Genomic DNA, 22,186 nt, shown 5'->3' with positions numbered 1-22,186 from the left:
TTACTCTCCTTCTGCTTTCAAAAATACTTCTTCAATACTTGAAACTTGATAACTTTCTTTTAAGTGTTGCGGTGTATCAAAAGCAATGATTTTTCCACCTAATAATAAGCCGACCTTATCCGTTAACTCTGCTTCATCCATAACATGGGTAGTAACTAATATCCCAACCCCATTGTCTCTAAGCGCGAATAATTCTTTCCAGATTTTCTTCCGAAGAGAAGGGTCGATTCCAACTGTCGGTTCGTCCAAAATCAAGAGCTGAGGATTCCCCAGAAGCGCGATGGCTAAAGACAAGCGTCGCTTCATTCCTCCAGAATAACCGGATACCGTTTTATTCAAATGCTCTGCCAGATCCACAACTTGAGCCACATGGGCAATTTCAGCTGTCAGATCTCTTTTGGATAGCCCTTTTAGCTGACCAAAAAATTCCAGATTTTCTTGACCTGACAAAGCCTCATATAAGGCATCTGACTGGGCCATATAACCAATATCTCCTAAAATATGACGATTGGGCATAGTATGATCCAATACCAAAGCAACCCCTCCGTCAGCTTTTTCCATCCCTAACATAGTCTTAATCATAGTCGATTTACCAGCACCAGACGGACCTATTAAGCCTATAATTTCTCCCGGCTGCAATTCAAAGCTGACATGATTCAAAACCATTTGACGACAAAAAGACTTATCCAAATCTTGTAAATGTAGCAATTTTTTCATATGCTTCCTCCTAGGTGAGTGTTTACTCACTTACTGAATATAGACCTATTATAGTGAGTGTTTACTCACTTGTCAAGAAAAAAGTTGAAATTCTTTAAAAAATAAAGCACCAGATTCGTATCTGATGTTTATAATGCACATGTCTTATTTCTAAAAATGTTTTTGAACTTCCTCTCTATACTCCGAAATGGTCTTTTCTGTCCACTTTTTAAAGGCCTATTTTCCCTCTACTTTTCTCGGGCAATCCAACCATCGTCATTGCTATCGCAACTCTAATGACCTTGGTAATGGGAATTCATTTTACTCATTTTTATATGAAACAGACTAAGAAATTTTCAAGACCTAATTGAAACCAAATTAGCCCTTGGAAGTCAAAAAATCCTCGAACTCTACGCTGACCGTCTAGCAGAATCAGACCAAATGCGGCATGGCATTTCTAAGAATTCGGTTAAGGGACGTAACCTACAAGCTGCTTACGTGGATGGATTTACTTTGAGAGATTTCTTCGCCTTCAACCAAGGACTAAATAAAATGGGTGACCAAGAACTTCCTTTTAAAATTCACCCTGAACATTTTGTATTTGCTGGAGTTCACGGTGGACAGGAAGTGAGGAGTTGATTGGAGAGTACGGTCAACCAACTTATCAAAAAATCTTTATCAGTCTAGATACTGAAAAAACAGGCGTTCCGGATGCCGATACAAAAATTTCTATGGCAGGTGATACTGCTACTCTCATGTCCGATACAAGCCTTGATATCAAGATGTATGGTATGCATCAGTTCAAGATGAAAAAAGGTGGACTCCGCATCAAATTAGGCGTCTTTTCCCCAGAAGCAACCCCAAGCTAGATGGAGCTCGGTCACCAAGAACACCTAGCAGTTGAATTTTTCAATTCCCTCACAATCGCCTACCAAAACAAAACATTTAAGGGAAAACTACTCAATACCTTCTTAAAATTCAAGAAATTTAAGTAAACAAAAGCGGATGACTGAACAATTTAGCCTTTGAAAGCTACGATTATATAATCCCTCGTAACATATCAATTTATCACCCATATAAAAAGATAGCCATTCTAATTGAATGCTATCCTTTTTTGTTTATCCTTGTCCACCAGGGGCTGGACCGCCAGGACCACCATTTCCTTGAGGTCCTCCATTTGGTCCACCACCTCCAGGCATAGAATTGACAATATCAGTTTGTTTTTCGCCGTTAATGTAAATATCCCCACCTGTGTAAGTTGCTGTTCCATCAAAGTCAAAGCCTGATTGTCCTATTAATTTAATAGTTCCACCTGTGACCGTTATATTTCCGTTTGAGTCGATTGGATCTGTGTCACCTTGACCGACTTCTACAGTTAGATTTCCACCTGTCATAGTAAAGTAAATATCACTTTGCTGGGCATTTTTATTAGCTGCATTCACCCCATCATCTGTCGAGTAGACATTGATATCGCCACCATTGATTGTAATGGATTTCCCTTCAATTCCTTCAGTCGCATTCTTGACTGTGTAAGTACCACTATCAATCACTAGATTTCCAGAAGCGTGAATGCCATCATCCCCTGCTGTGACTGTTATGGTATTGTTAGCTAAATACATATTTCCGACAGTCATATCGTCATCATTGTCAACTTTGACACCATCTTCCTTGGCATCGATAGTCATGGTCGCACCAGTGACATTAAGTTCATCATTGACATTAAAGGCATCGCCAACTGATGTGATGTTAAAGGTTCCACCTGTGATGTGGAGGGTGTCGTTAGCCTTGATAGCATTGCTTTTCTTGCCATCTACAGTGAGAGCACCTGAGCCATTAATGGTCAAATCAGCCTTAGAAAAGAGAGCGGCATTTGCCTTTTCATCACTGTTAGAGCTTGAGTCAGAGAGACTGTTAGTGGTTCCCTCTGCCAGAGTCAAGTAGACATGACCAGCTGACGTCGCAGAAATTGCTGCATTGGTATTAGTCATGGTCGCACCTTTTAGGACTAGATGAACATCTGCCGACTTATCTGCCTCTACCTTGATCTGCACTCCGTCAGACTGACCTAAAATCACATAGGTACCTGCTTTTGAGATGGTCACCGTTGAGCCAGAAACTGTCACACCGTCTCCAGAGACGTTTGTAGATGAGCCAGACAATTCAATCTTAGAAGCAGTGCTTTCATCATAAGAAGTGTCGTAGTCCTTTTCTGTAAAATAAGAAGATTGACTGTTTTTAGCTGAAGTTGAGATGGCAGTGGTATCTGCTGCTGCAGTTGTACTTGACTTGGTCGTTGACTGCCCACAAGCTGTCATCAAGGTCAAAGCTGTTAAACTGGTTAAGATTAGGGTCCATTTTTTTGATTTCATACTTTTTTCCTCGCCTTCCTTTAGCTTGACCTTAGTTTACAGGGTAAGTCTGAAAAAAATCTAAACTTTTTCTGAAAGTTTTCTTAAGTTCAGTTTCAGTTAAGTTATCTTTAACAAAAGTTTTAGGAAAATTCCATAGACTAATTACAAGCAAGTTCAACTTGCCCAGACACACCTATCTTCTAATAAGATAGTGTACTGAAATAGTTTGATAAAGGAGACAGGATTTATGAAACCAATTAAAACAAGCTTTAAACGAATTGAAACCAAATATGTCGTTGCTAAAGCTGACTTGGCTAATTTAATAGAGGACTTAAAAATATACCTCGTCGAGGATGATTATCCAACTTCGACCATTTCCAACATCTACTTTGATACAGAGCAATTTGATATGATTCAGGAGGATGGCCAAGGTACTAAGCGCAAAGAAAAGATTCGGATGCGAACCTATCTCAGTCAAGTCCAGCCTGATAGTCAGGTATTTTTAGAAATCAAATCTAAGGATAGAGCTGGTGTCGGACGAAAACATCGTCTCTTATCGACTCCCCAGTCTATCACCCAGTTTATGACCAAGGGACAGCTGGATAGCAGTATCAAGGACCGAATGATGATTGAAAAAATTCAGCAACTCCAAGAGGAATATCAGCAAGCAATTGTCCCTCGTATGTATATTTACTACGACCGTTTTTCTCTCAAGGAAAAGAAAGAAATTAGCGGATTTCCCTACAATAAAATTCGTATCACCATTGACCAAAATCTAACCTATCGTGATAATAATGTCAGTTTATTTTCAGGAAAGGACGGTTTCCCTCTACTAAACGAGGACATTGTCATCATGGAAATTAAAGCACCTGGTAGAAAACCCCAATGGCTACAAGATATTCTCGACCAATATGGACTGGTAGAGCAGAAATTTTCAAAATACAGCTGCGCCTACCACAAGTCTCAAGGGCTGGACTATAGCCCACGACCAAGCACAGAAAGTGTAGGTACTACTTATGTCTAATCTTTTCAACTCTATTTTCAACGACACAACTGCCACTGCCAATCCTATCCAGCTCTTTCTGGCTCTCTTGGTCAGCCTGATTTTAGGTTTGGCGCTGACCTGGGCTTACAAACACCGTACCCTCTATACACGGGAATTTGCTGTTAGTTTGACCCTACTCCCCTGCTTGATGACCTTGGTCATCTTTCTGGTAAATGGCAGCTTAGGAACCTCTATCGCTGTTGCAGGAACCTTTAGCCTCATTCGTTTCCGTTCAGCTACCAGTGGCTCACGGGAGCTAATTGCGATCTTCCTTGCCATGATTATCGGGCTGGCAGCAGGGACAGGCTACCTAGCTCTAGCTATTCTCTTCACCGTCTTTATCTTAGCAGTATGGCTTCTTTTAGAAAAGCAACAAAGCAAGAGCAATCACCAACGTCGCAGACTATTAACCATCACAATTGCCAACCAAGAAAAGCAACTCCAAACTATCCAATCTGGGCTATCACAATTCTGTACTGAGTTAGACCTTATCTCGATTGATACCAGCAATGATGGAGAACAGGTCACCACTGTCTATGAAGTGGATTTCAAGGCTCAAACCAACGACTTTCAAATCATCAATTACCTCACTAGAGAACAGGATACTTACCAGGTTTCCCTGACCAAAAATGCTAAGAAGAGAAAGAATTTGTAAAACTTCTAGCGTGAAACCTCTCAAAAAGCTAGGTAAACACTCAATTGAAAAAAAGTTAATCTAATTTATGATAAAAGGCTGTTTGACTTGCCAAATCCTTTACATTTAAAACTGCCTCTGCCAAATAAATGTGACTCTTGTATTCATAGGTCATAAATAGTCCTCTTTTATAGTTGTAATTATTTTAATTACAACTATTATATAATTTCCATCAAGAAAGTCAAGCCAGACAACTTATAGATTATAATTCTGTCATCTTGCCTATATGACACTAAACCAAGAAAATCTACAGAGAATTGACAATCAAACCATTGAAAATTTTTACCAACTCTAAGATGACTCTCATCTCAACCTCAACAGAAAAGGAGCGGATATGATATCCTACTCCTTTTTCTTGTCAGAAAATCTAATTAGAATTAGTCTTCTTTTTTCTTGCGAGCAAGAAATCCAAATCCACTCAAGACACCTAAAAGTCCAAGTGCTGCTAGGCTAGCATTGTCTTCTGTACCAGTGTTTGGAAGTTCATCTTGCCCTGTTTGAGGTAACTCTTCCCCAGATTCTGAGTGTTGCCCCTGAGATGACTTGTCCTCTTCTTGGGTAATCGCTTCATCTTGATAAGAACCTTCTTGTTTTGTAGGTTCATCAATCTTAACAGAATTTGACTGAAGGTATTCTTGATCCTGTGGTTTCGCTACGTCATCGCCTATTAACTCAGTATATAAATGGGTAACAATGCCATCTTTTTCATGGGTCATTGTATATCTATATTTCTTACCATTTTTCGATATGATATCAGATTTAGGAGCCAATTTACCAATTTGAATTGGAACGAGTTCTTCATTCGATTCAATAATAATATGACGAGTAATCAATAATGGAGCTACAGGACGAATCGCTGGTTCTCCCTTCTCGCTTACAACTCCTTCTGGTAATTCCGGCTGTACTTCTGGTTCACCTTTTTCACTAAAGAATTCTACAAAGTCATAAATAACTGTTTTTTCATTTTCATCAACTGTACCTATTTCAGGCGCTGAAGTAGCACGATGTCCTTTGTAAATATAGCTTTTTCCGTCCTTTTTGATGACCGTATATGCTTCTGGAGGAATTGAAGTGTAAGAATCTCCAATGGATGCTTCTTTCGTTAACTGTTTCTCCATCGCTATTTCGGTATTCGTTCCTTCAATCATGTATTTTTCGAAGATATTTCCAGCAGTTGCTAGTTTATAGACATAGGTAATTTCAGTAGTTCCTGAAACAACTTTCCCTGTTTCTGTGAGAGAGCCTGTTTTCAGTCCTACTAGTTTATATTTTTTACCATCTTTGGTTATTTCTTGTAATTTTACCGTTGTAGCATCATATGAAACCTCTTTGTTTGTTGTCGTTGGTGTTCCTACTACTACTTTTTGATTATCCTTATTTAAGTAATATTTAGTTTCTGTAGAAGATATCACTGCATCTTTAACAACATCTGTACTTTCTTTAATAGAAGTTCCATCCGCTAATTCATACTTAACAATGACACTACCTTTACTCTCAGTAGTTTCTGTTTCTTCCTTAGCGTAGATGTTTTTAACATTAGTTAGTTGATCACTAATATGGTAAGCACGGGTTGGTTGGTATAAGTCGTAATAATGAATTTCACTATAAATAGGCTCAGATATTGACGCATGTTGTTCATATTTCGTAGGTGCGGCAATTCTATATCGAACTCCATCTTTTTCATATTCTTTATATAATTGGCCTAATCCATATTGATATCTAGTATCTTCACTATAATATTTCGAACCAAAATAGCCAAATCTATAAGCTAAATAAGTTTTTTCTGGTTGATTAGAATCATCATCTTCACTAGGATAATAAGAATCTGTACTCTTATCTCCTAGTTTAAAATCTACATTTACTTCAAACACATTTTTTACAAAATTTGCATTTGTTGGAACTTGGTCGACATACTGAATTGCTTTATGAGCCTCTTTAAACTTCGTGACATTTGCTTTTTCACTCTCGTAGTTAGCAGTGTCTTTAAACTCTTCAATATTTCCAACAAATTTTGGTTCTACTTTATCTCGAGAATTTTTCCATCCTACTGTAATTTCTTTTTCGCCAAACATTTCTTTTAGCTTAGTTATATATTCTGTCACATCGTTATATTTTACAAACTTTCCGTTTTCTCTTATATAACCATTAAACTCCTGATGTACAGAATAAGTAGGACGATTCTTATTATCTACTGCATTTTTATTTGTTAATGTAACCTTATAGATTTCTTCCCATGTCTTTTCTTTTTCAGAGTTAGTGACATCTTCGTCTTTTAAATCTCTTAATCTCTCATCTAAAAGATTATTTAAGCCTTCCTCTAATGCTTTCTCATTAAAAAATGCACCCGCCGTATACGCTTCTTGTTCCGTTGCTGTAGAAACAGATTCTTTTAATGCTACCTCATTTTTTTCAACAACTAATATAGTATCTCCTTCCTTAATTCCACCATCAGTTGTTATATTTTCTTTTGTAAAATCTTTAGCATCATTTTCACCTTGTTTAAATGTTTCAACAGCCCAAGAATCATTGGCTGTAGTTGGTTTTGTGGCTAAAACATACTTCCCATATTTTCCTTCATCAGTTTCAGAAACTAACCAAACTCGACTACCTTCTTTAATATTGTTATAGCGAATACTTCCATCTTCATTATGCAAGTTTCCAGGATTTGCATGTACTGTAATATCATTGAAAGTTGTTTCCTTAGTAGTCCCCTCATGTTTATCTACTTCTGTATCAATCTTATGATATTTTTCTCCGTTCTTTTCTAAAACTTTATCAGCTTCTTTGATTTTACTTAAAACATCATTAGTTAAATTTGCTACATTTCCTTCATAACGTTTGCCAAAAAGTCCACGAATTTTATAATCCATAGTAGTACTAGAAAGGTGTTTATCACCAACAGGAATTTCTACATCAGATTCTTCTTTCAGCACTTCGCCTTCTTTTGTGACATAAGAAATTTTTGAATCCTTAAAGTTATCTTCTCCTTGTTTTTTTATAGTTTCCTTTTCAACTCTGTCTAAATTATATTTGGCTCTACCTTCATTCTCGCGATGATTTCTTTCATATCCATCTTCTGTCCCCGTTGCATGATAATTCAAACCATCAAACACATGCATTTTTGGCATTGTATAGCTACCAGTACCATTACTCAACGTTTCCATTTCCACATTATCTTTTGCAGGTGTTACTGTAGTTTCATTAGCTGTATTTGTAGTTTCTTCAGCCAATACCGGACTAGCTCCAACAACCATCATCCCTAATAAAACAGACGCTGCACCAATTCCTTTATATTTACGTAATGAATATTTTTGAATTGTATCTTTTTTCATAAGGTCTTTTCCCTTTTATTTCTTTCTACTCATTATAAAAAATTATACTAACTATACTAGTATATCACTCTCAGTTTCCTTTATCAAACAATTATACATAAAGGAAATTAAAAAAAATAGATAATAAGATATCCAATAAAATCTCATTATCTATTTCATTTTTAGGCGTTCATGAGTGATAAATATCTCTTAGAAACTTGTTCTTTTGAATATCGATTCACAAACTTACTTGTATTTTCTAGCTCGATTTCTTTATCAGTCTCATATAAACACTTGATAAGATGCGCTAACTCCTCTGGTGTATCATATAAGCAAATATCTGAGTTCTTAGATGCATAATATTGATGAGCAATTTCAACATTAGAAAGCAAGGGAATCAATCCAAAACTCATAGCTTCAACACAGGCATTGGCAAATAATTCCTTTTGGGAAGTTGAAATATAGCCATCATGTTCCCAATAAGGTACCTCATCTACATATCCAACAACATGAATGGTAGATGGCAAAGTCGGATACTCTTTCTTCAATTTTTCAATATCTCCACCATATAAGAATACTTCTACAGGTAGGCCTTCTTGTTCTAACTTCCTAAAGGCTTCTATAATCCATTCTACCCTTTTTACCTTACTCATATTCCCTACATAACAATAGGAACTAGGCTTTCTTCTTTGTAATACTGCTGAGGAAACTTGAGGTGCAAAAATCGGTGGCATAAATTGTGCGTGATACCCTAAATCTTGCAAGATTGATGTTAATACTTCTGAAGCTACTAAATATCTAGTTTTTCTTCTTAGATTATGAGCTGGATTTAGCAATACATTGTCATGGATATATTCCCAATAGAGACGGTTTGTATTTTCTACAAAGCGCCATAATTTGGGAGTCACCACGTTATGTTGATCTCGAATTAAGATGTCTTTCTTATCTGTAAGACTGATTAATACCTGAATCAATAAGTCTTCGTAGGTTAACCATTCTCCATCTTTATAATATAAATAATTGTCCTCCATCATATAAATGGGACTTGGTTCTTCTCTTGGCTTATAGTACCGTGCCCGCATCGCTGTCGAACCATCTCGATTTAACCATTCCAGTTCTTCTTTTTTATTTTTCTTTAAATATAATCCGGAAGTAAAATATAGAGTTTCTTCTTCTAATTCAATACTAGCCACAAATCCATTAATAACAGTCATTTTTCCATTAGGATACCTATCAATGATATCGGAAGGACGAATACTTAATTCATCATGACCAATATCTGATTGATAATGGCTTACACTCACTAATTCATCCCTTTCAAAACCTATTTGTTCATAGCCTGCCTTCCAATCTGGTCGAACTTGAGGATGGGTTAAAATATATAGATGTCCCCAACCTAAATAATCTGCAATTTTCTTTCTAGACAATTGGGATGATTCAAAGCCATATTTTCTAACCTCTCTTTGCCAGAGCCCTGGATGTATTGTAACCATTTTAGTCATAACAATCTCCTATCATATACGGTAACCTTCGCGACTCATTTATCTGTACTTGTTTGTCAGAAAGATTTACTAATCTGAATTATATCATATGAATCATACTTTTACTAGATTCTATCAATATACCTAACATCTACTTAATACCCCAATAAAAAATCCAAGCTAGTGCATGGATTTACATTTCCTAATATATATATTTATGCTACCAGCCAAGTGAAACCCTTTCAAACTGACAACCTAAGCGTCGCAATTCTTTTTGACGGTCCTCATAGTAGGGGAGGGAAATACCTGTGATGGTCACATGGGGCAGGTCTTGTAAGTGGAGGCTGACTGATGAAGTAAAATGATAGACCTGGACGAACTCGTATTCTTGAAAGAGTTGGGCTAGGACATCTTCAAAGATCAGCTCCGTCTCCAAGTAAGTCACGTTTGGAATAGTGAAGGTTTCCTTGGGATGAGGCAGATAGAGGTCAATGGCTAAGGCCTTGGCATAGGTACTAATAAAGCGGATGGAGATTTGGTCATCCTCTTCAGAGAACTTTTGACCCAACAAGACCTTAACCGTCTTACCATTTGAAACGGGTGCTTGGGGCAGGTCAAAAAAATGCTCCAGATAAACAAGCTTTTCTCTAGCTACGACATGGTAGTCGCTGCGATAGAGAGTAAAGTGCTTTTCCGTCCGCTCAATCAAGTCATCTCTAGTCAAACCCAAAGGCCCCACCTGACTGGGTTGAAGAGGGAGAGCATACATTCCCAAAGGGTAAATATCCGCATAGCCATCATCAAAACTCATGAGGTGTTGGTAGTTTGAACTAGCAACCAAGTCCAGAATCAAGCTATTGTCAAAGCTAGCATAAAAGATGGTGTCATAGTCGCCGGCCAGCTCCTGACAAATCTGAGCCAAGTCCTCTGCATCCTGAGGATAGTGAACATGGTCAAAATCCTTAGCATAATGCTCCTGACGAGCATTTTTTACAGGACTGACATAAAGGCTAACAAAGTCCTGATCAGGATAGAGTCCTTTGATATGCTGTGCAATCTTGGCCTGCAAGGGCGTTGTGGCAATGATGAGGTGTTTCATCTCTTTGATTCTCCTAGGTGGTGATGTTGCAGCAGGGTCTCAACGACTTCAAAGTCCAAGGCATCGTCGATATCATAAGAATAGAGTTTGGGCATTTCATAGGCTACTGTCTTATCTGTGTAAAAGGTCTCATCTCGTAGGTAACGATCCTTGCGAGAAATCCAGATACTACCGTTGGGATAGTAATAGACAGGCTCTTTCTGCCGAGCATAGTGCTTGGAAACCTGAGGCGGGCGGATAAATGACGACTCCGCTAACTGCAAGAAAAGACTACGACTCTTGTCCGCCTTAACACAGGAAATCAAATGGTCGGCACCAGACTGACAGTAGAGCTGATAGGATTCGATGAGGTGCTCTACCTCCCTCAAGGGTGAGGTCACCTGTAGATTCACAAAGACCTGCTCTTCCTCAAAGGGCTGTAAAAAGTCGCGTAAGGTTTCTAAGCTAGAGGTTGTGGATAGGGCCAACTCTTTTGGTCTGTGGACACAACGAATCTCTGGATAGGCTTGTCGACAGAGTTCTAGATAGGCCAGTGAGTCTGAGGATACCCAGATGTCACTAAATAGCTTGGAGGCTAGAGCGACTTCGATGGTATAGAAAACCAAGGGTTTGCCTGCAAGCGGTTTGATATTTTTATCTACTAAGCCGCGTGAACCCGAACGGATCAAAATGACGGCTATGGGTTTAGATGTTGCTTTCATATAGTCTTCCTTTAGTTTTCTATTGTATTGGACTAGTAAGAAAAGCTAGATTGATCAACTTACAACATCCTAGAAGTTCCTATCTAATAGTTCTCTATATATTTGAGCTACTTTTTCCAGAGAATAGCGAGAGGCTAAAGCTAGATTTTTTTCATTTAATAGATGAAAATCAGGCTGCTCCATCTCTTCTATCTTTTGAATTAACTCTGATTTGGTTTTAAACAAGTTGATAGCATTGGACTAGCTAGCATAAAAACGATGGGCAATCTCCACATCTGATAACAAAGCCAGCAATCCTTGATTGAGGGCTTCAACACAGGCATTAGCAAATAACTCTGTGTAACTTACAGACAGATAGCATTGGTGCAGATGATAAGGCACTTCGTTAACGATACCTTTAAAGTGAATGGTTGGCGGAAGATCATATTGATTCTGTAATTCTGCTAGACGTTCCTCTGCGCCACCATAAAAGGTAATCTGGGCCTCGGAGCCACGTTTGTAGAGTTCGATAAAGGCTTCAATGACAAGTTCAACGTTCTTGCCTTCTCCCATATGACCCACTAGGCAATAGTCCAAAACAGGTCCGATTTTTCTTAGCTGACCTACTTTTTATGTAAACATTGGTGGTAAAAACTTGGTGTCATACCCTTGTTTCGCCAAAGTATCAGTCAACACTTCACTGGCAACCAAGTATTTGTTTGTCTTGCGCAGATTGGCGAGGCGTAAGTCTCGCATGACATTTTCATGGACGACTTCATAGTAATTTTTGTCCGTGTTTTCCATGTAACGCCAGAGGCTGGGTTTGGGAACGATTTGTTGGTCACGGATGAAGAGGTCAGTTTGTTTTGCCCATCTGAATAGGAACTTAACCAACAAGTCCTCTTCAGAACGGATTTCTCCTCCTATGCGGTAGATATACTCTGGATAAAAGATGGTTACAGGAGAGGGGTCTTTGAAGGGATCGATAAACTTGGGTACTCTCATGGATTTCCTTGGCTGGATGAATGGTGACAATTCTCGACATGATGTAGACTCTTTCTCTCTTATTTTCTGCTTATAAAGGAAAAACCACCCTCACAAAAAGGCGAGGGTGGTTCATCCGTTACAATGCTTGGGGATTTCCTAGCAAGTTCCCCCTCAAAAGGACTTTATGCTATTCTATCACAAAGACTGACCATCTGCAAGATAGACTGGATTAGACAGGATAGCTTGGGGGAGTTTTCTTATTGTTTATAAATCGATTCTCTGAAATCATCTGTGCTACGTAGGTAGGCATTGAAGATTTTTTGTTTACAACTTTCAAGAAAATAGAGAAGGCAAACTAGCCTTCCCCATTTTAAGGTTATATAATTTTACAACTTCCTTATAAAAAGCTATTGAAACAGACTATTTGTTCACTAGTTGCCTAGTTTACCCATTCACCATTTCCATTTACTTTATAACCGTCTGGTGTTGTTGTGCTCACAGCCAAAGCTCCAGAATCGTAGGCATAGTACCAGTGCGGTCCAACTTTAAACCAACCTGTCTTCATGATACCTGCTTCGTCAAGATAATACCAAGTACCATTTTCCTTGTACCAGCCTGTCTTCATAGCTCCTGAGCCATCAAAGTAGAACCATCTATTTCCGTCTGTACCCCAGCCTGTAAACATAGCACCTGAGCTACTCAAGTAATACCAGCTACCATCTACTTTTACAAATCCAGTTTGCATGACACCTAGGTCATCCAAGTAGTACCATTTACCATCCGTTTTCACCCAGCCTGTCTTCAGATCACCAGACTCATAGAAATACCATTTTCCATTAGATTGCACCCAACCAGATTGGTCTGAACTAGAAGTTCTAAATTCTTTCAGCGCTTTTTCTACAACGACTGCTTTACTTTTAACTGTTGAAAGGTTTGAGGAGGTCACTTCTGTATACTGAATAGCAGGACCATATCCACCAGCCAATTCCTCTGAAGAAGCATCATCACCTAAAGCTAGAGAAATCGTTGCTACTTTCTGAGAACTAGCTGCATTTTTAAAAGCAGCGAGCCCCACATAGGTAAATTTAGAATTGATCAAAGCCTCATAATAACCTGTAAATTCTTTAGATGTTCCACCCTTCTTTTTCGCTACATAATTCGCCTTCTCAGCATGCCAGTTTTCAATTGCTTTTAGAAAACCTTCATAGTTCACATCTAAAGCTTCTCCTCTTATACTATTACTAGATGGAAAAGCAGTCCAGATTTCTTTCGTAGAAAGACGCTCAGGTTTCAGAGTTACTGACACCTCAGTAGCTCGTACAAAAGCAGTTTTCTCAAGATCAGTAGACCATTTGATAGGGACATACTTATCTACCAAACCTTCATCAGCTGCTTCCTTACGAATCTTATTAATCGCATCCAAAATAGTTTGTTTATTTGGGGTTAAAAATTCTCCCTTAATCCCAACCAAAACATTGCCACTAGAAGGATTTAGCACTTCTGAGCTCAAGACATTTTCATTTCTACCATCAGCAGATTGTGTTGCCACAAGTCTGTCGTTGGCAAAAACATCATTTGTCAAAACTGCTCCAGCTAAAGTCAAAGCCAAGGCACTAGCAAATACAATTTTCTTCATTTTTTCTCCTTTTATCCTATAGATAGGACAGGTATTTTCAATATTAAATTATATCATATTTTCCTACTCTTTGCCCATTTCTACTAATGTTATAAGACAAATGCTATTGACCCGAAAAGTAGAAATTCCCATCCTTTTATTTCACAACAAGCTCATAACGTGTCTTGCTTGTAAAGGTTTGACCTGCTTTGAGAATGACTTGGTCTTTGAGGTCGCTGTGAATGGCATCTGGTAAAGCCTGCGCTTCAAGAGCAATCCCATTGTGCTGTACCATTGGCTGACCTCCTATGATGACACTTTCATCCACAAAGTTTGCTGTGTAGACTACAAAACAAGGAGCCTCTGTCTTGAAGAGCAGGAAGCGACCTGAGTTTTGGTCATAAAGGAATCCAGCATTGTCATGACCTGCAGGAAGGGCAAATGGATGATCCAAACCTGATACCAGCTGGATTTGCTCATCTTCTTCTGCAAAGATATCCTTCAACAAGGCACCATTGTAGATGTGTTTAACCACATCACGACTAGCATCTGGAGTTTTGGCAGGAACACCGTCGGGAGCGATTGGATAAATGCCCTCTGTGTTTAGTTGGAAGACATGACGGTCAATCGTCTGCGTGAAATCACCAGACAAGTTGAAGTAGCTGTGATTAGTTGGATTGACCAGCGTATCTTGATCGGTCGTCACCTTGTAGCTGATTTCATAGGCACCAGTTTCTTCTAAGTGGTAACTAATCCAAATCTTGAGATTCCCAGGAAATCCTCCTGTCCCATCTGTACGCTCTGTGTAGAGGATCAAGCCATGATCGCTTACTTCTTCAACTTCAAACAAGCTGGAATCCCAACCAGTTGAGCCACTATGGTTACAGTTGCTAGCATTGTTGACTTCAAGGTCATAAGTCTTGCCATTAAGCTCAAATGTCGCGCCTGCAATACGACCCGCTACAGGACCTACGCTCGCTCCATGCTTGGGACTATTGCCTACATAGCTTTCAAAGTCATCAAATCCCAAGATAACATTGGCAAAATTTCCAGCCTTGTCAGGTGTGACATAACGCAAGATAGTCGCGCCATAAGTCATAACCTCAAGTTGGTAGCCACCGTCTGTCTCAAATCGATAGGCCAAGACATCCTTGCCCTCAACATTTCCAAATACACGCTCTGTGTATGCTTTCATTCCATTCTCCTTTTACTATTTCTCTCAAGCAAACAAACCATAGAAAGCGAATTGACAATCTATGGTTTACTTGTATGATTTACAAACTCCTTTATCAAGAATCTATAAACGCAGTATTACTTTTGATATTCGTGGATGATAACACCTTGTACCACACGGTTTACTGTACCTGTAGGAGACGGTGTATCAGGTTTATTTTCTACCTTGAGTGAAGTCAATAGGGCAAAGAGTTGGGCATAAACGATGTAAGGGAAGACACGGTAAATATCATTCAAGATACCGCCACAGCCAAGGGCCACTTCTTTGACATTTTCAAGACCAAAGGCTTGATCACTCAAAAGCACAACACGACGAGCAATCTGGTCACCAGCAACTTCACGAACCAAGTCCAAGTCATACTTACGAGTGTAGTCTGTCGTTGTACCAAAGACCAAGACAACTGTATCTTCGTTGATCAGAGATTTTGGACCGTGACGGAAGCCAACTGGGCTTTCATACATGGTCGCCACCTGGCCAGCTGTCAATTCCAAAATCTTGAGCTGAGCTTCATGAGCAAGTCCAAAGAAAGGACCAGCGCCTAGATAGATGACACGGTTAAAGTCTAGGTCAACAAGTTCTTTGACATCTTCTGCATTGTCTAGAACTTTACGGGCAAGACTAGTCACAACTTCAAAACGTTCAGCTTTAACAGCAAATTCTGTAGGATCAAAGACCAAGAGAGCTGTTAACATCATAGACGTAAAGCTAGAAGTCATGGCAAAGCCAGCATCATTAGAGGCAGCTGGTTGCAAAAGTAAGAGATTGCGGTCATCTCCATGAGCTTGAAGAGCCAATTTCCCATCTGCAGCACAAGTAATCGTCACTTGGTAAAGTTCATCCACCAAGGCTTTGGCCAAATCAACAGTCGCCACACTTTCAGGCGAGTTCCCACTACGAGCAAAAGACACAAGGACAGTTGCCACATCTTTTTTCAAATAAGTTTCTGGATTGGCAACGATATCTGTTGTCGCAATAGCATTGAAATTCCATTTGCGTTCGTCATAGACTTCCTTAAAGTAAGGTACCAAGGTATCTCCCACATAAGCAGAAGTCCCAGCACCTGTCAAGATAACCTTGATATAGTCATGTTTATCAGCAATCCCTTGTAGGAAGGCTGCAATTTCTTCACGTTTTGCTTGATAAGATTCAAAAGCTTCTTTCCATACATCAGGCTGTTGGTAGATTTCACGTGTAGTGATTTCTGCACCCAATTCAATCAAGTCTTCTTTTGTATAATGTAACATTGATTTCCTCTTTTTCTATTAAATATGGGAATGGGAGTAAGCCCCATTCCCATGTATATTCTATATAAAATGCTCTAACGATTTTCACGATATCACATCTTATACTCAATGAAAATCAAAGAGCAAACTAGGAAACTAGCCGCAGGCTGTACTTGAGTACGGCAAGGCGACGTTGACGTAGTTTGAATTTGATTTTCGAAGAGTATTATTCATCTTCGTCATCATCGAAGCTCGCTAACAAGTCATTAACTTTCACAATGCTTTCTGCAGCACGGTTCTTATAGTCCGCATCTGCGCCTGTAAGGCTCGCATTGATAAATTCAATCACCATTGGAAGATTCATCCCTGCGTAAAGGTCAATATCACGACCTTCCATGATCAAACGGCTTACCACGTTACATGGTGTACCGCCAAGAAGATCCGCAAAGACTAGGAAATCATCCAATCCTTCAATAGCAGCTTCAAATTTTGCAGTAAAGTCTTCTGGGCCATCTTCTGGAAGAAGAGCCACTGCATGAATATTGTCTTGTGGACCCATAATCATTTCAGTGCTACCTTTAAGCTCTTCACAGAAACGACCATGGCTCACCAAAATTAATGATTTAGCCATAAATTATGCGCCCATTCCAAGCAAGAATTTACCGATGAATGAAAGACCTACTGCAAGAGCGATAATGATACCGATAGCTTTAGTAGAAGTCATACCTTTCTTACCAAGCAACCAGAAGATAAAGGCAGTAAAGATTGCTGGAAGCAAGCGTGGGAAGATTGAGTTCAAGATATCTTGGAAGTCAATCATTTTTTCACCGATTGGCAATTTATAAGAAACTTCAAAGTTGATCATTGTTGCTACAAGAGCACCCATCATGAAGACACCAAGTACAGATGCAGCGTCAATCAAAGCTGTCAAAGTACTTTGCATGTTGTTGATAAGGTTAACCCCTTCTTTGTAAGCAAATTCCAACTGTTTCCAACGGAAGATGTCATAAGCAACTGCAACTGCGATCCAAAGGAAGATACCCCAAGGTTGGCCAGCGATAGCCATAGTTGCTGCGACTGACCCCATGATAGCAGGTACAAGCGAACCAAAGATTGTATCTCCAAGAGGAGCAAATGGTCCCATCAAACCTGTCTTGATACCGTTAACGGCGTCTTTTGCACCCACACCATCTTTTTCTTCCATGGCAAGGTCAAAACCAGCGATAATGGTATGGAAGAATGGTGAAGTATTGAAGAATTGAGTATGAACTTTCATCATTTCTTTCAATTCAGGAGTTCCATCACCATACATTTTACGCAATTGTGGCAAGATCATGTACAGGTAACCAGAAGCTTGCATACGTTCGTAGTTCCAACCTAATTGGAAAGTAAACAAGCTACGTTTGTTGATTTGATTAAAATCTTCTTTTGTAAGTTTGTAATTAGAATTCGTCATCTTCGATTTCCCCACTTTCTGATGGTGTAGAAGGTGCTGCTACAGCTACTTTTTGGCTATTTTTGAAGTGAAGCACTGCAAGGAAAATACCTACGATAGAAATACCGATCATAGACAAACCTTTGAAGTTGTTCACGAAACCAATTTTTTCAGCAACATCTTTAGGTAGAGTACCGATGATACCTGCAACAGCGCCACCAAGACTTGTTACGTTTGAGTAAAGTACAGTCAACATAGCTGTCAAACCGAATCCCATAGCAAGGTAGTGAAGGTTACGTTTAACTGGAAGGTAACGAAGCAAGATTGCAAATCCAAGACCTGGAAGCATACGTCCTGCAAGTGTCAAACCGTCTGCAACCCATTTGTAGGCTTCAACGAAGTCTACCACTGATTGTACGAAGGCACCACCAAAAGCAAGCGCAAAGAAGACTGGAAGGGCACGAGATAGAGCCCAAGGAATCGCACCAAGCAAGTAGTTGCGTTCAATACCTTTATAGTCAAAGCGTTCGATTGCAGCATCCACACGGTGAGCGAAGAAAGTAGTTGTCATACGTCCAAGAACGTCGAAGTAAGTCAAGAGAGCTGCTACTGGCACAGCGATTGTTGTAATCGCCAGTGATGCATCAATTCCTTGTGAAACAGAGAAGGCTGTCGCAAGAACAGCACCAGAAGTTGCGTCGATACGAGAAGCACCACCGAAGGTACCAACCCCAAGAACGAACAGTTGCAAGTTACCACCGATAAGCAGACCAGTAGTCACATCTCCCATAATTAAACCAGTAATGAAACCAGCAAATACAGGGGAACCTGCAGATGAAACGATCGTCAACTCATCACAGATTTGATAAGCTGAGTACAAAGTGAGAAGTAAAATTTGCCACCATTGTATCATAACAATGACCTCCTAAAAATTTTTTCCTATTTTAATAAGCTCAAAAAGTCTGAAACTGGATCATTTGGAACCATTTGAGCAGTAAGTTTAACACCTTTTTCTGCCAGTTTGTGGAAGTCTTCCACATCCTTGTCTACTACGTTAATAGAACGTGTGATAGAACGAGTTTCTGGTGTTTGAGACATATTCCCAACATTGAGGGTTTCAAGTGGTACACCTGCTTCGACCAAACCAAGGAAACGGTCTGGTTTACGAGCCACGATAAAGAGACGTTGGCTATCGTATTTTCCAGCAAGAATATTGGCTGCCGCTTTCTCAATTGGCAAAATACTCAATTTCACACCTGGTGGTGTCGCAAGTTTCAAACCACTCTTTTCAACGTCGTTGTTGACAACTTCGTCATCTACAACCATAATACGTGAAACATTTAGTTTTCCAGCCCATAGATTGGCTACTTGTCCGTGGATCAAACGTCCATCGATACGGCATCCTACAATTGTCATAAGTTTTCCCCCTTTATGTGTTTTAGTGTAGGTTTACGAGTTAAATAAATCTCTTCTTTATATTCACCCTCTGTTTCAAAGATAATGATACGATTAGCACCTTCCTTGAGATAACAATGAGGGATATAAAGTGAGAGTGTTGGGCCGACGTTCCAAAAACGTCCTAGGTGACGCCCATTGACAAAGGCAACTCCCTTACCAAACTCAGATAAGTCTAGGTAGGTATCTTTTGGCTCTTGGACTGTAAAGTCATAAGCGTAAAAGGCTGGTTGTCCTTCTGTCCATCCTTTTGAAAAATCAATTTTCTCAGGATTATCCAGTGGTAGTGGATATTGTTTCCAATTAAGTAAGAAGTGTAAATCCTTGCAGACACCTGTTCGGATTCCTTTACGTTGTGTATCAGCTAAGAACTTATGTCCATAGTTGACACGCCCCATATTTTCAATCAAGATGTCAAGTTGTGAGGAACCTTTTCGATTACCTTGACAATAGATATCTTCCCCAATCTCCGTCTGATATTGAGTTGCAATTCGTTTACCATCTACAAAGAGTTGAGCACGGTCACGTCCATCGATGATGCGAAGGCGTTCTTCTTCTGCATCCCAACTTGCCTCAGTACGATAGAGAAGATAGCCATAACATTGACCTAATTCCTCCATCGCTTTTGGATAGAGACTTTCTGTTGGACTAGAAAGACTATCTAAGGTTTCAAATAAGGAAACTTTTTCAGCAAGTGGAATAGCGTCCACCTTCATGCTTTCCTTATAGAGTGGTTCCAACTGCGGATACTCTGGGAAATGTGTTGCCATCATCTTCTTGACTGCCAAATATTTGGCAGTTGGATTTCCTTCTTCATCCAGAAGGGCATCGTAATCATAAGATGTAACTTGTGGCAAATCCAGAGTTCCTCGAGCCGAGCAACCATTCATGAAGCCAAAGTTTGTACCACCGTGGAACATGTAAAGGTTGATAGAGCCTTGCTCCAATACCTCTCGAACAGCTTCTGCCAATTCTTTTGGATCCCGTGTGATAATCGGTTCTTTCCAACGATTGAACCAGCCATCCCAGAACTCCATACACATGAGTGGCCATTTCTTACCATGCTCATCAAAGAATTCTTGCATCTGTGAAAAGTTGTAAGGTGCCTTAGAACCAAAGTTGCCTGTTACAAAGAGGTCATCTTCGATTAAGGTTCCAGCTTTCAAAGTAGCTCTCCATGGGCCATCTGAAGTAAAGAGTGGGCAATCAATCCCTCGTTCTTCCATCAATTTTCGAATCGCTCTCAGGTAAGCCTTATCTTCTCCATAAGAACCGTATTCGTTCTCGACTTGCATCATGAGAATATTTCCGCCATTGTCCAACAAATGTGGAACCAATCGTGACAAGAGCTGGTCATAGTAGTGACCGACAGCCTCAATATAGGCTGGGTCTGAGGAACGAATCCTCATATCTTTGGTTAAGAGCCAAGCTGGTAAGCCACCGAATTCCCACTCCGCACAGATGAAGGGCGACGGACGAACGATAGCGTAGAGACCCAAATCTTGTGCCGTTTGGAGAAATCGCTCCAAATCCAGAGCTCCTTCAAAGTGAAACTCACCCTCACGAGGCTCGTGTAAATTCCAGGCCACATAAGTCTCTACTGTATTAAAACCAAGAGCCTTCAAGTTATAGAGCGAATGATACCAATCTTCTGGAGGAACCCTAAAATAATGAATGGCGCCAGATAAAATCTTAAATGATTTTCCATCGAGATAGAAATCATCTCGTATCTCAAATCGTGTCATATTCTTACCTTCTGACAACTAAAGTTTACGCTTTCATTTGTTGATATAGTAAATATAACTCAATATCTTACATTTGTCAATAGGTTTTCACAATTTTTTTCATTTTTCACTAAATTTTACACAAAAAACTTATAAAAAATCTTGTAATCTATAGTCATAACAACATTTTAGTACCATGTATAAAGATGTATGTTTTTCTATTTATTCCTATATAAATTAACCTTATAGCCTATTATTCTAATTTTTTTATTCAAAAGGCTACTATTCTTTCCAGTTTTATGGTAAAATCTTTAACGGAGAAGGAAAATCGAGGTGAAAATATGGCAATTCCAAAGTATCAATATATTAAAGATGAGTTAAAGAACAAAATCATTTCTGGTCAATTTGCCAGTGGAGATAAATTCTACACTGAAGCTGAATTGATTGCAATGTATGATGTAAGTTCTATCACAGTTGTTCGCGCCTTAAACGACCTTGCCAAGGATGGCTATATTGTCCGCCAACAAGGAAAGGGTACATTCGTTTCACGCGCACGCAAACACAAACTCGTAGAGTTTTCAGATGTAGAAGTTTTTGAAACTAAAGATGATAAAGTTACCGTCCTTTCAATCGAGCGTGGAAACAAACTAGGCTACTTAGAAAAACTTGGACTACGCGGAGATCAGTTCTACTACAAGATTGAACGCGTACGCGAAACAGGTGGTGTTGTGTACATCTACCATACATCTTACATCCCAGAACAATACGTCAACGCAAATTATCCAAATCTTGAATATTATAGCTCTATCTATAACCGTTTCAAATTGGATTACCACATTCACATGAATGATGAACATTTTGAAGAAATCAATGAAATAGCATTTCCAACTCCAGAACATGCGGCTTCGATCCTCGGAGTCGATGAACAATTCCCAACCGTTTTACAAACCAAGACTACTAAACTAGAGTCTACTGGTCAAGTTCTCGCATACAGCGAAACATATAAACGCGCAGATTACTACAAAATCAAATTCATTTCATGTGACCGTGATCACTAAGAAGAAAGCCTAAGCCTTGCTTGGGCTTTTTCTATGTTTATTATACCATACCAAAAAGGTAGCGCTTACCTTTTATAGTAGATTCTATAGTTTGTAGA

At 39.4% G+C, this 22,186-nt stretch carries 21 protein-coding genes and 1 pseudogene; 5 read left to right on the top strand and 17 right to left on the bottom strand.

Annotation, left to right across the window (positions count from 1 at the left end):
* Positions 1-717: an ABC transporter ATP-binding protein gene (locus tag N8N51_RS06975; RefSeq protein ID WP_000734673.1), complete on the bottom strand. Its 717-nt coding sequence runs from the start codon at positions 715-717 to the stop codon at positions 1-3.
* A gap of 420 nt (positions 718-1,137) precedes the next feature.
* On the opposite strand from N8N51_RS06975, the gene N8N51_RS06970 reads away from it, so the two are divergent.
* Positions 1,138-1,335 carry a hypothetical protein gene (locus tag N8N51_RS06970; RefSeq protein ID WP_261012044.1) on the top strand — a complete coding sequence of 66 codons (198 nt, stop codon included), beginning with the start codon at positions 1,138-1,140 and terminating at the stop codon, positions 1,333-1,335.
* The gene (locus N8N51_RS06965) at positions 1,332-1,565 is read left to right on the top strand and encodes a hypothetical protein (protein ID WP_000578911.1); all 234 of its coding nucleotides are present in this window, start codon (positions 1,332-1,334) and stop codon (positions 1,563-1,565) included. Before N8N51_RS06970 ends, N8N51_RS06965 begins: the two co-directional genes overlap by 4 nt.
* A gap of 249 nt (positions 1,566-1,814) precedes the next feature.
* Here N8N51_RS06965 and N8N51_RS06960 read toward each other — a convergent pair whose 3' ends face one another.
* Positions 1,815-3,065 carry a carbohydrate-binding domain-containing protein gene (locus N8N51_RS06960; RefSeq protein WP_261012045.1) on the bottom strand — a complete coding sequence of 417 codons (1,251 nt, stop codon included), beginning with the start codon at positions 3,063-3,065 and terminating at the stop codon, positions 1,815-1,817.
* Between the two features lie 229 nt (positions 3,066-3,294).
* Here N8N51_RS06960 and N8N51_RS06955 point away from each other — a divergent pair, with 229 nt between their 5' ends.
* Both N8N51_RS06955 and N8N51_RS06950 read left to right on the top strand, forming a co-directional pair.
* The gene (locus tag N8N51_RS06955) at positions 3,295-4,071 is read left to right on the top strand and encodes a polyphosphate polymerase domain-containing protein (protein WP_070479491.1); all 777 of its coding nucleotides are present in this window, start codon (positions 3,295-3,297) and stop codon (positions 4,069-4,071) included.
* On the top strand, positions 4,064-4,747 hold the full coding sequence (locus N8N51_RS06950) for a DUF4956 domain-containing protein (RefSeq protein ID WP_049521315.1): 684 nt from the start codon (positions 4,064-4,066) through the stop codon (positions 4,745-4,747). The genes N8N51_RS06955 and N8N51_RS06950 overlap by 8 nt, the downstream gene beginning before the upstream one ends.
* A 61-nt stretch (positions 4,748-4,808) precedes the next feature.
* Here the strand turns inward: N8N51_RS06950 and N8N51_RS06945 are convergent.
* From N8N51_RS06945 to N8N51_RS06875, 15 genes and pseudogenes are all read right to left on the bottom strand, one after another.
* Positions 4,809-4,901 (bottom strand): annotated as a pseudogene (locus tag N8N51_RS06945) (VOC family protein); the annotation flags it as partial.
* 262 nt (positions 4,902-5,163) lie between these two features.
* Positions 5,164-8,118, bottom strand: coding sequence for an LPXTG cell wall anchor domain-containing protein (locus N8N51_RS06940; protein ID WP_261103879.1), 2,955 nt, complete (start codon positions 8,116-8,118; stop codon positions 5,164-5,166).
* A gap of 161 nt (positions 8,119-8,279) precedes the next feature.
* Complete coding sequence (locus N8N51_RS06935; protein WP_084887356.1) at positions 8,280-9,599, bottom strand: glycosyltransferase; 1,320 nt, start codon at positions 9,597-9,599, stop codon at positions 8,280-8,282.
* A gap of 199 nt (positions 9,600-9,798) precedes the next feature.
* Positions 9,799-10,677, bottom strand: coding sequence for a glycosyltransferase family 52 protein (locus N8N51_RS06930; protein WP_261103878.1), 879 nt, complete (start codon positions 10,675-10,677; stop codon positions 9,799-9,801).
* The gene (locus tag N8N51_RS06925; RefSeq protein ID WP_261103875.1) at positions 10,674-11,378 is read right to left on the bottom strand and encodes an acylneuraminate cytidylyltransferase family protein; all 705 of its coding nucleotides are present in this window, start codon (positions 11,376-11,378) and stop codon (positions 10,674-10,676) included. The genes N8N51_RS06930 and N8N51_RS06925 overlap by 4 nt, the downstream gene beginning before the upstream one ends.
* A 240-nt stretch (positions 11,379-11,618) precedes the next feature.
* Positions 11,619-11,939 carry a glycosyltransferase family 4 protein gene (locus N8N51_RS06920; protein WP_261030582.1) on the bottom strand — a complete coding sequence of 107 codons (321 nt, stop codon included), beginning with the start codon at positions 11,937-11,939 and terminating at the stop codon, positions 11,619-11,621.
* Positions 11,940-11,987: 48 nt separating this feature from the next.
* Positions 11,988-12,362 (bottom strand): hypothetical protein, encoded by a 375-nt coding sequence (locus N8N51_RS06915; protein WP_261103873.1) that lies wholly within the window; start codon positions 12,360-12,362, stop codon positions 11,988-11,990.
* A gap of 421 nt (positions 12,363-12,783) precedes the next feature.
* Positions 12,784-13,980: a CAP domain-containing protein gene (locus tag N8N51_RS06910; protein ID WP_049544558.1), complete on the bottom strand. Its 1,197-nt coding sequence runs from the start codon at positions 13,978-13,980 to the stop codon at positions 12,784-12,786.
* 136 nt (positions 13,981-14,116) lie between these two features.
* Positions 14,117-15,154 carry an aldose epimerase family protein gene (locus N8N51_RS06905; RefSeq protein ID WP_261103871.1) on the bottom strand — a complete coding sequence of 346 codons (1,038 nt, stop codon included), beginning with the start codon at positions 15,152-15,154 and terminating at the stop codon, positions 14,117-14,119.
* A gap of 116 nt (positions 15,155-15,270) precedes the next feature.
* Complete coding sequence (locus N8N51_RS06900; protein ID WP_261103869.1) at positions 15,271-16,437, bottom strand: SIS domain-containing protein; 1,167 nt, start codon at positions 16,435-16,437, stop codon at positions 15,271-15,273.
* A gap of 205 nt (positions 16,438-16,642) precedes the next feature.
* Positions 16,643-17,047 carry a PTS sugar transporter subunit IIA gene (locus N8N51_RS06895; protein ID WP_261103868.1) on the bottom strand — a complete coding sequence of 135 codons (405 nt, stop codon included), beginning with the start codon at positions 17,045-17,047 and terminating at the stop codon, positions 16,643-16,645.
* Between the two features lie 3 nt (positions 17,048-17,050).
* The gene (locus N8N51_RS06890) at positions 17,051-17,872 is read right to left on the bottom strand and encodes a PTS system mannose/fructose/sorbose family transporter subunit IID (RefSeq protein ID WP_060627276.1); all 822 of its coding nucleotides are present in this window, start codon (positions 17,870-17,872) and stop codon (positions 17,051-17,053) included.
* On the bottom strand, positions 17,859-18,764 hold the full coding sequence (locus tag N8N51_RS06885) for a PTS mannose/fructose/sorbose/N-acetylgalactosamine transporter subunit IIC (RefSeq protein WP_261103867.1): 906 nt from the start codon (positions 18,762-18,764) through the stop codon (positions 17,859-17,861). The genes N8N51_RS06890 and N8N51_RS06885 overlap by 14 nt, the downstream gene beginning before the upstream one ends.
* Before the next feature lie 26 nt (positions 18,765-18,790).
* The gene (locus N8N51_RS06880; protein ID WP_000156974.1) at positions 18,791-19,267 is read right to left on the bottom strand and encodes a PTS sugar transporter subunit IIB; all 477 of its coding nucleotides are present in this window, start codon (positions 19,265-19,267) and stop codon (positions 18,791-18,793) included.
* On the bottom strand, positions 19,264-21,051 hold the full coding sequence (locus tag N8N51_RS06875; RefSeq protein WP_261103866.1) for a glycoside hydrolase family 35 protein: 1,788 nt from the start codon (positions 21,049-21,051) through the stop codon (positions 19,264-19,266). Before N8N51_RS06875 ends, N8N51_RS06880 begins: the two co-directional genes overlap by 4 nt.
* Positions 21,052-21,371: 320 nt before the next feature.
* Here N8N51_RS06875 and N8N51_RS06870 point away from each other — a divergent pair, with 320 nt between their 5' ends.
* Positions 21,372-22,088, top strand: a complete 717-nt coding sequence (locus tag N8N51_RS06870) for a GntR family transcriptional regulator (protein ID WP_261103865.1) — start codon at positions 21,372-21,374, stop codon at positions 22,086-22,088.
* Positions 22,089-22,186: the final 98 nt, after the last annotated feature.

Origin of the sequence: Streptococcus mitis, from assembly GCF_946188685.1 — a bacterium.
GTDB lineage: Bacteria > Bacillota > Bacilli > Lactobacillales > Streptococcaceae > Streptococcus > Streptococcus mitis_CC.
The sequence above is the reverse complement of the archived record's forward strand: the minus strand, read 5'-3'. Positions and strand labels throughout refer to the sequence as shown.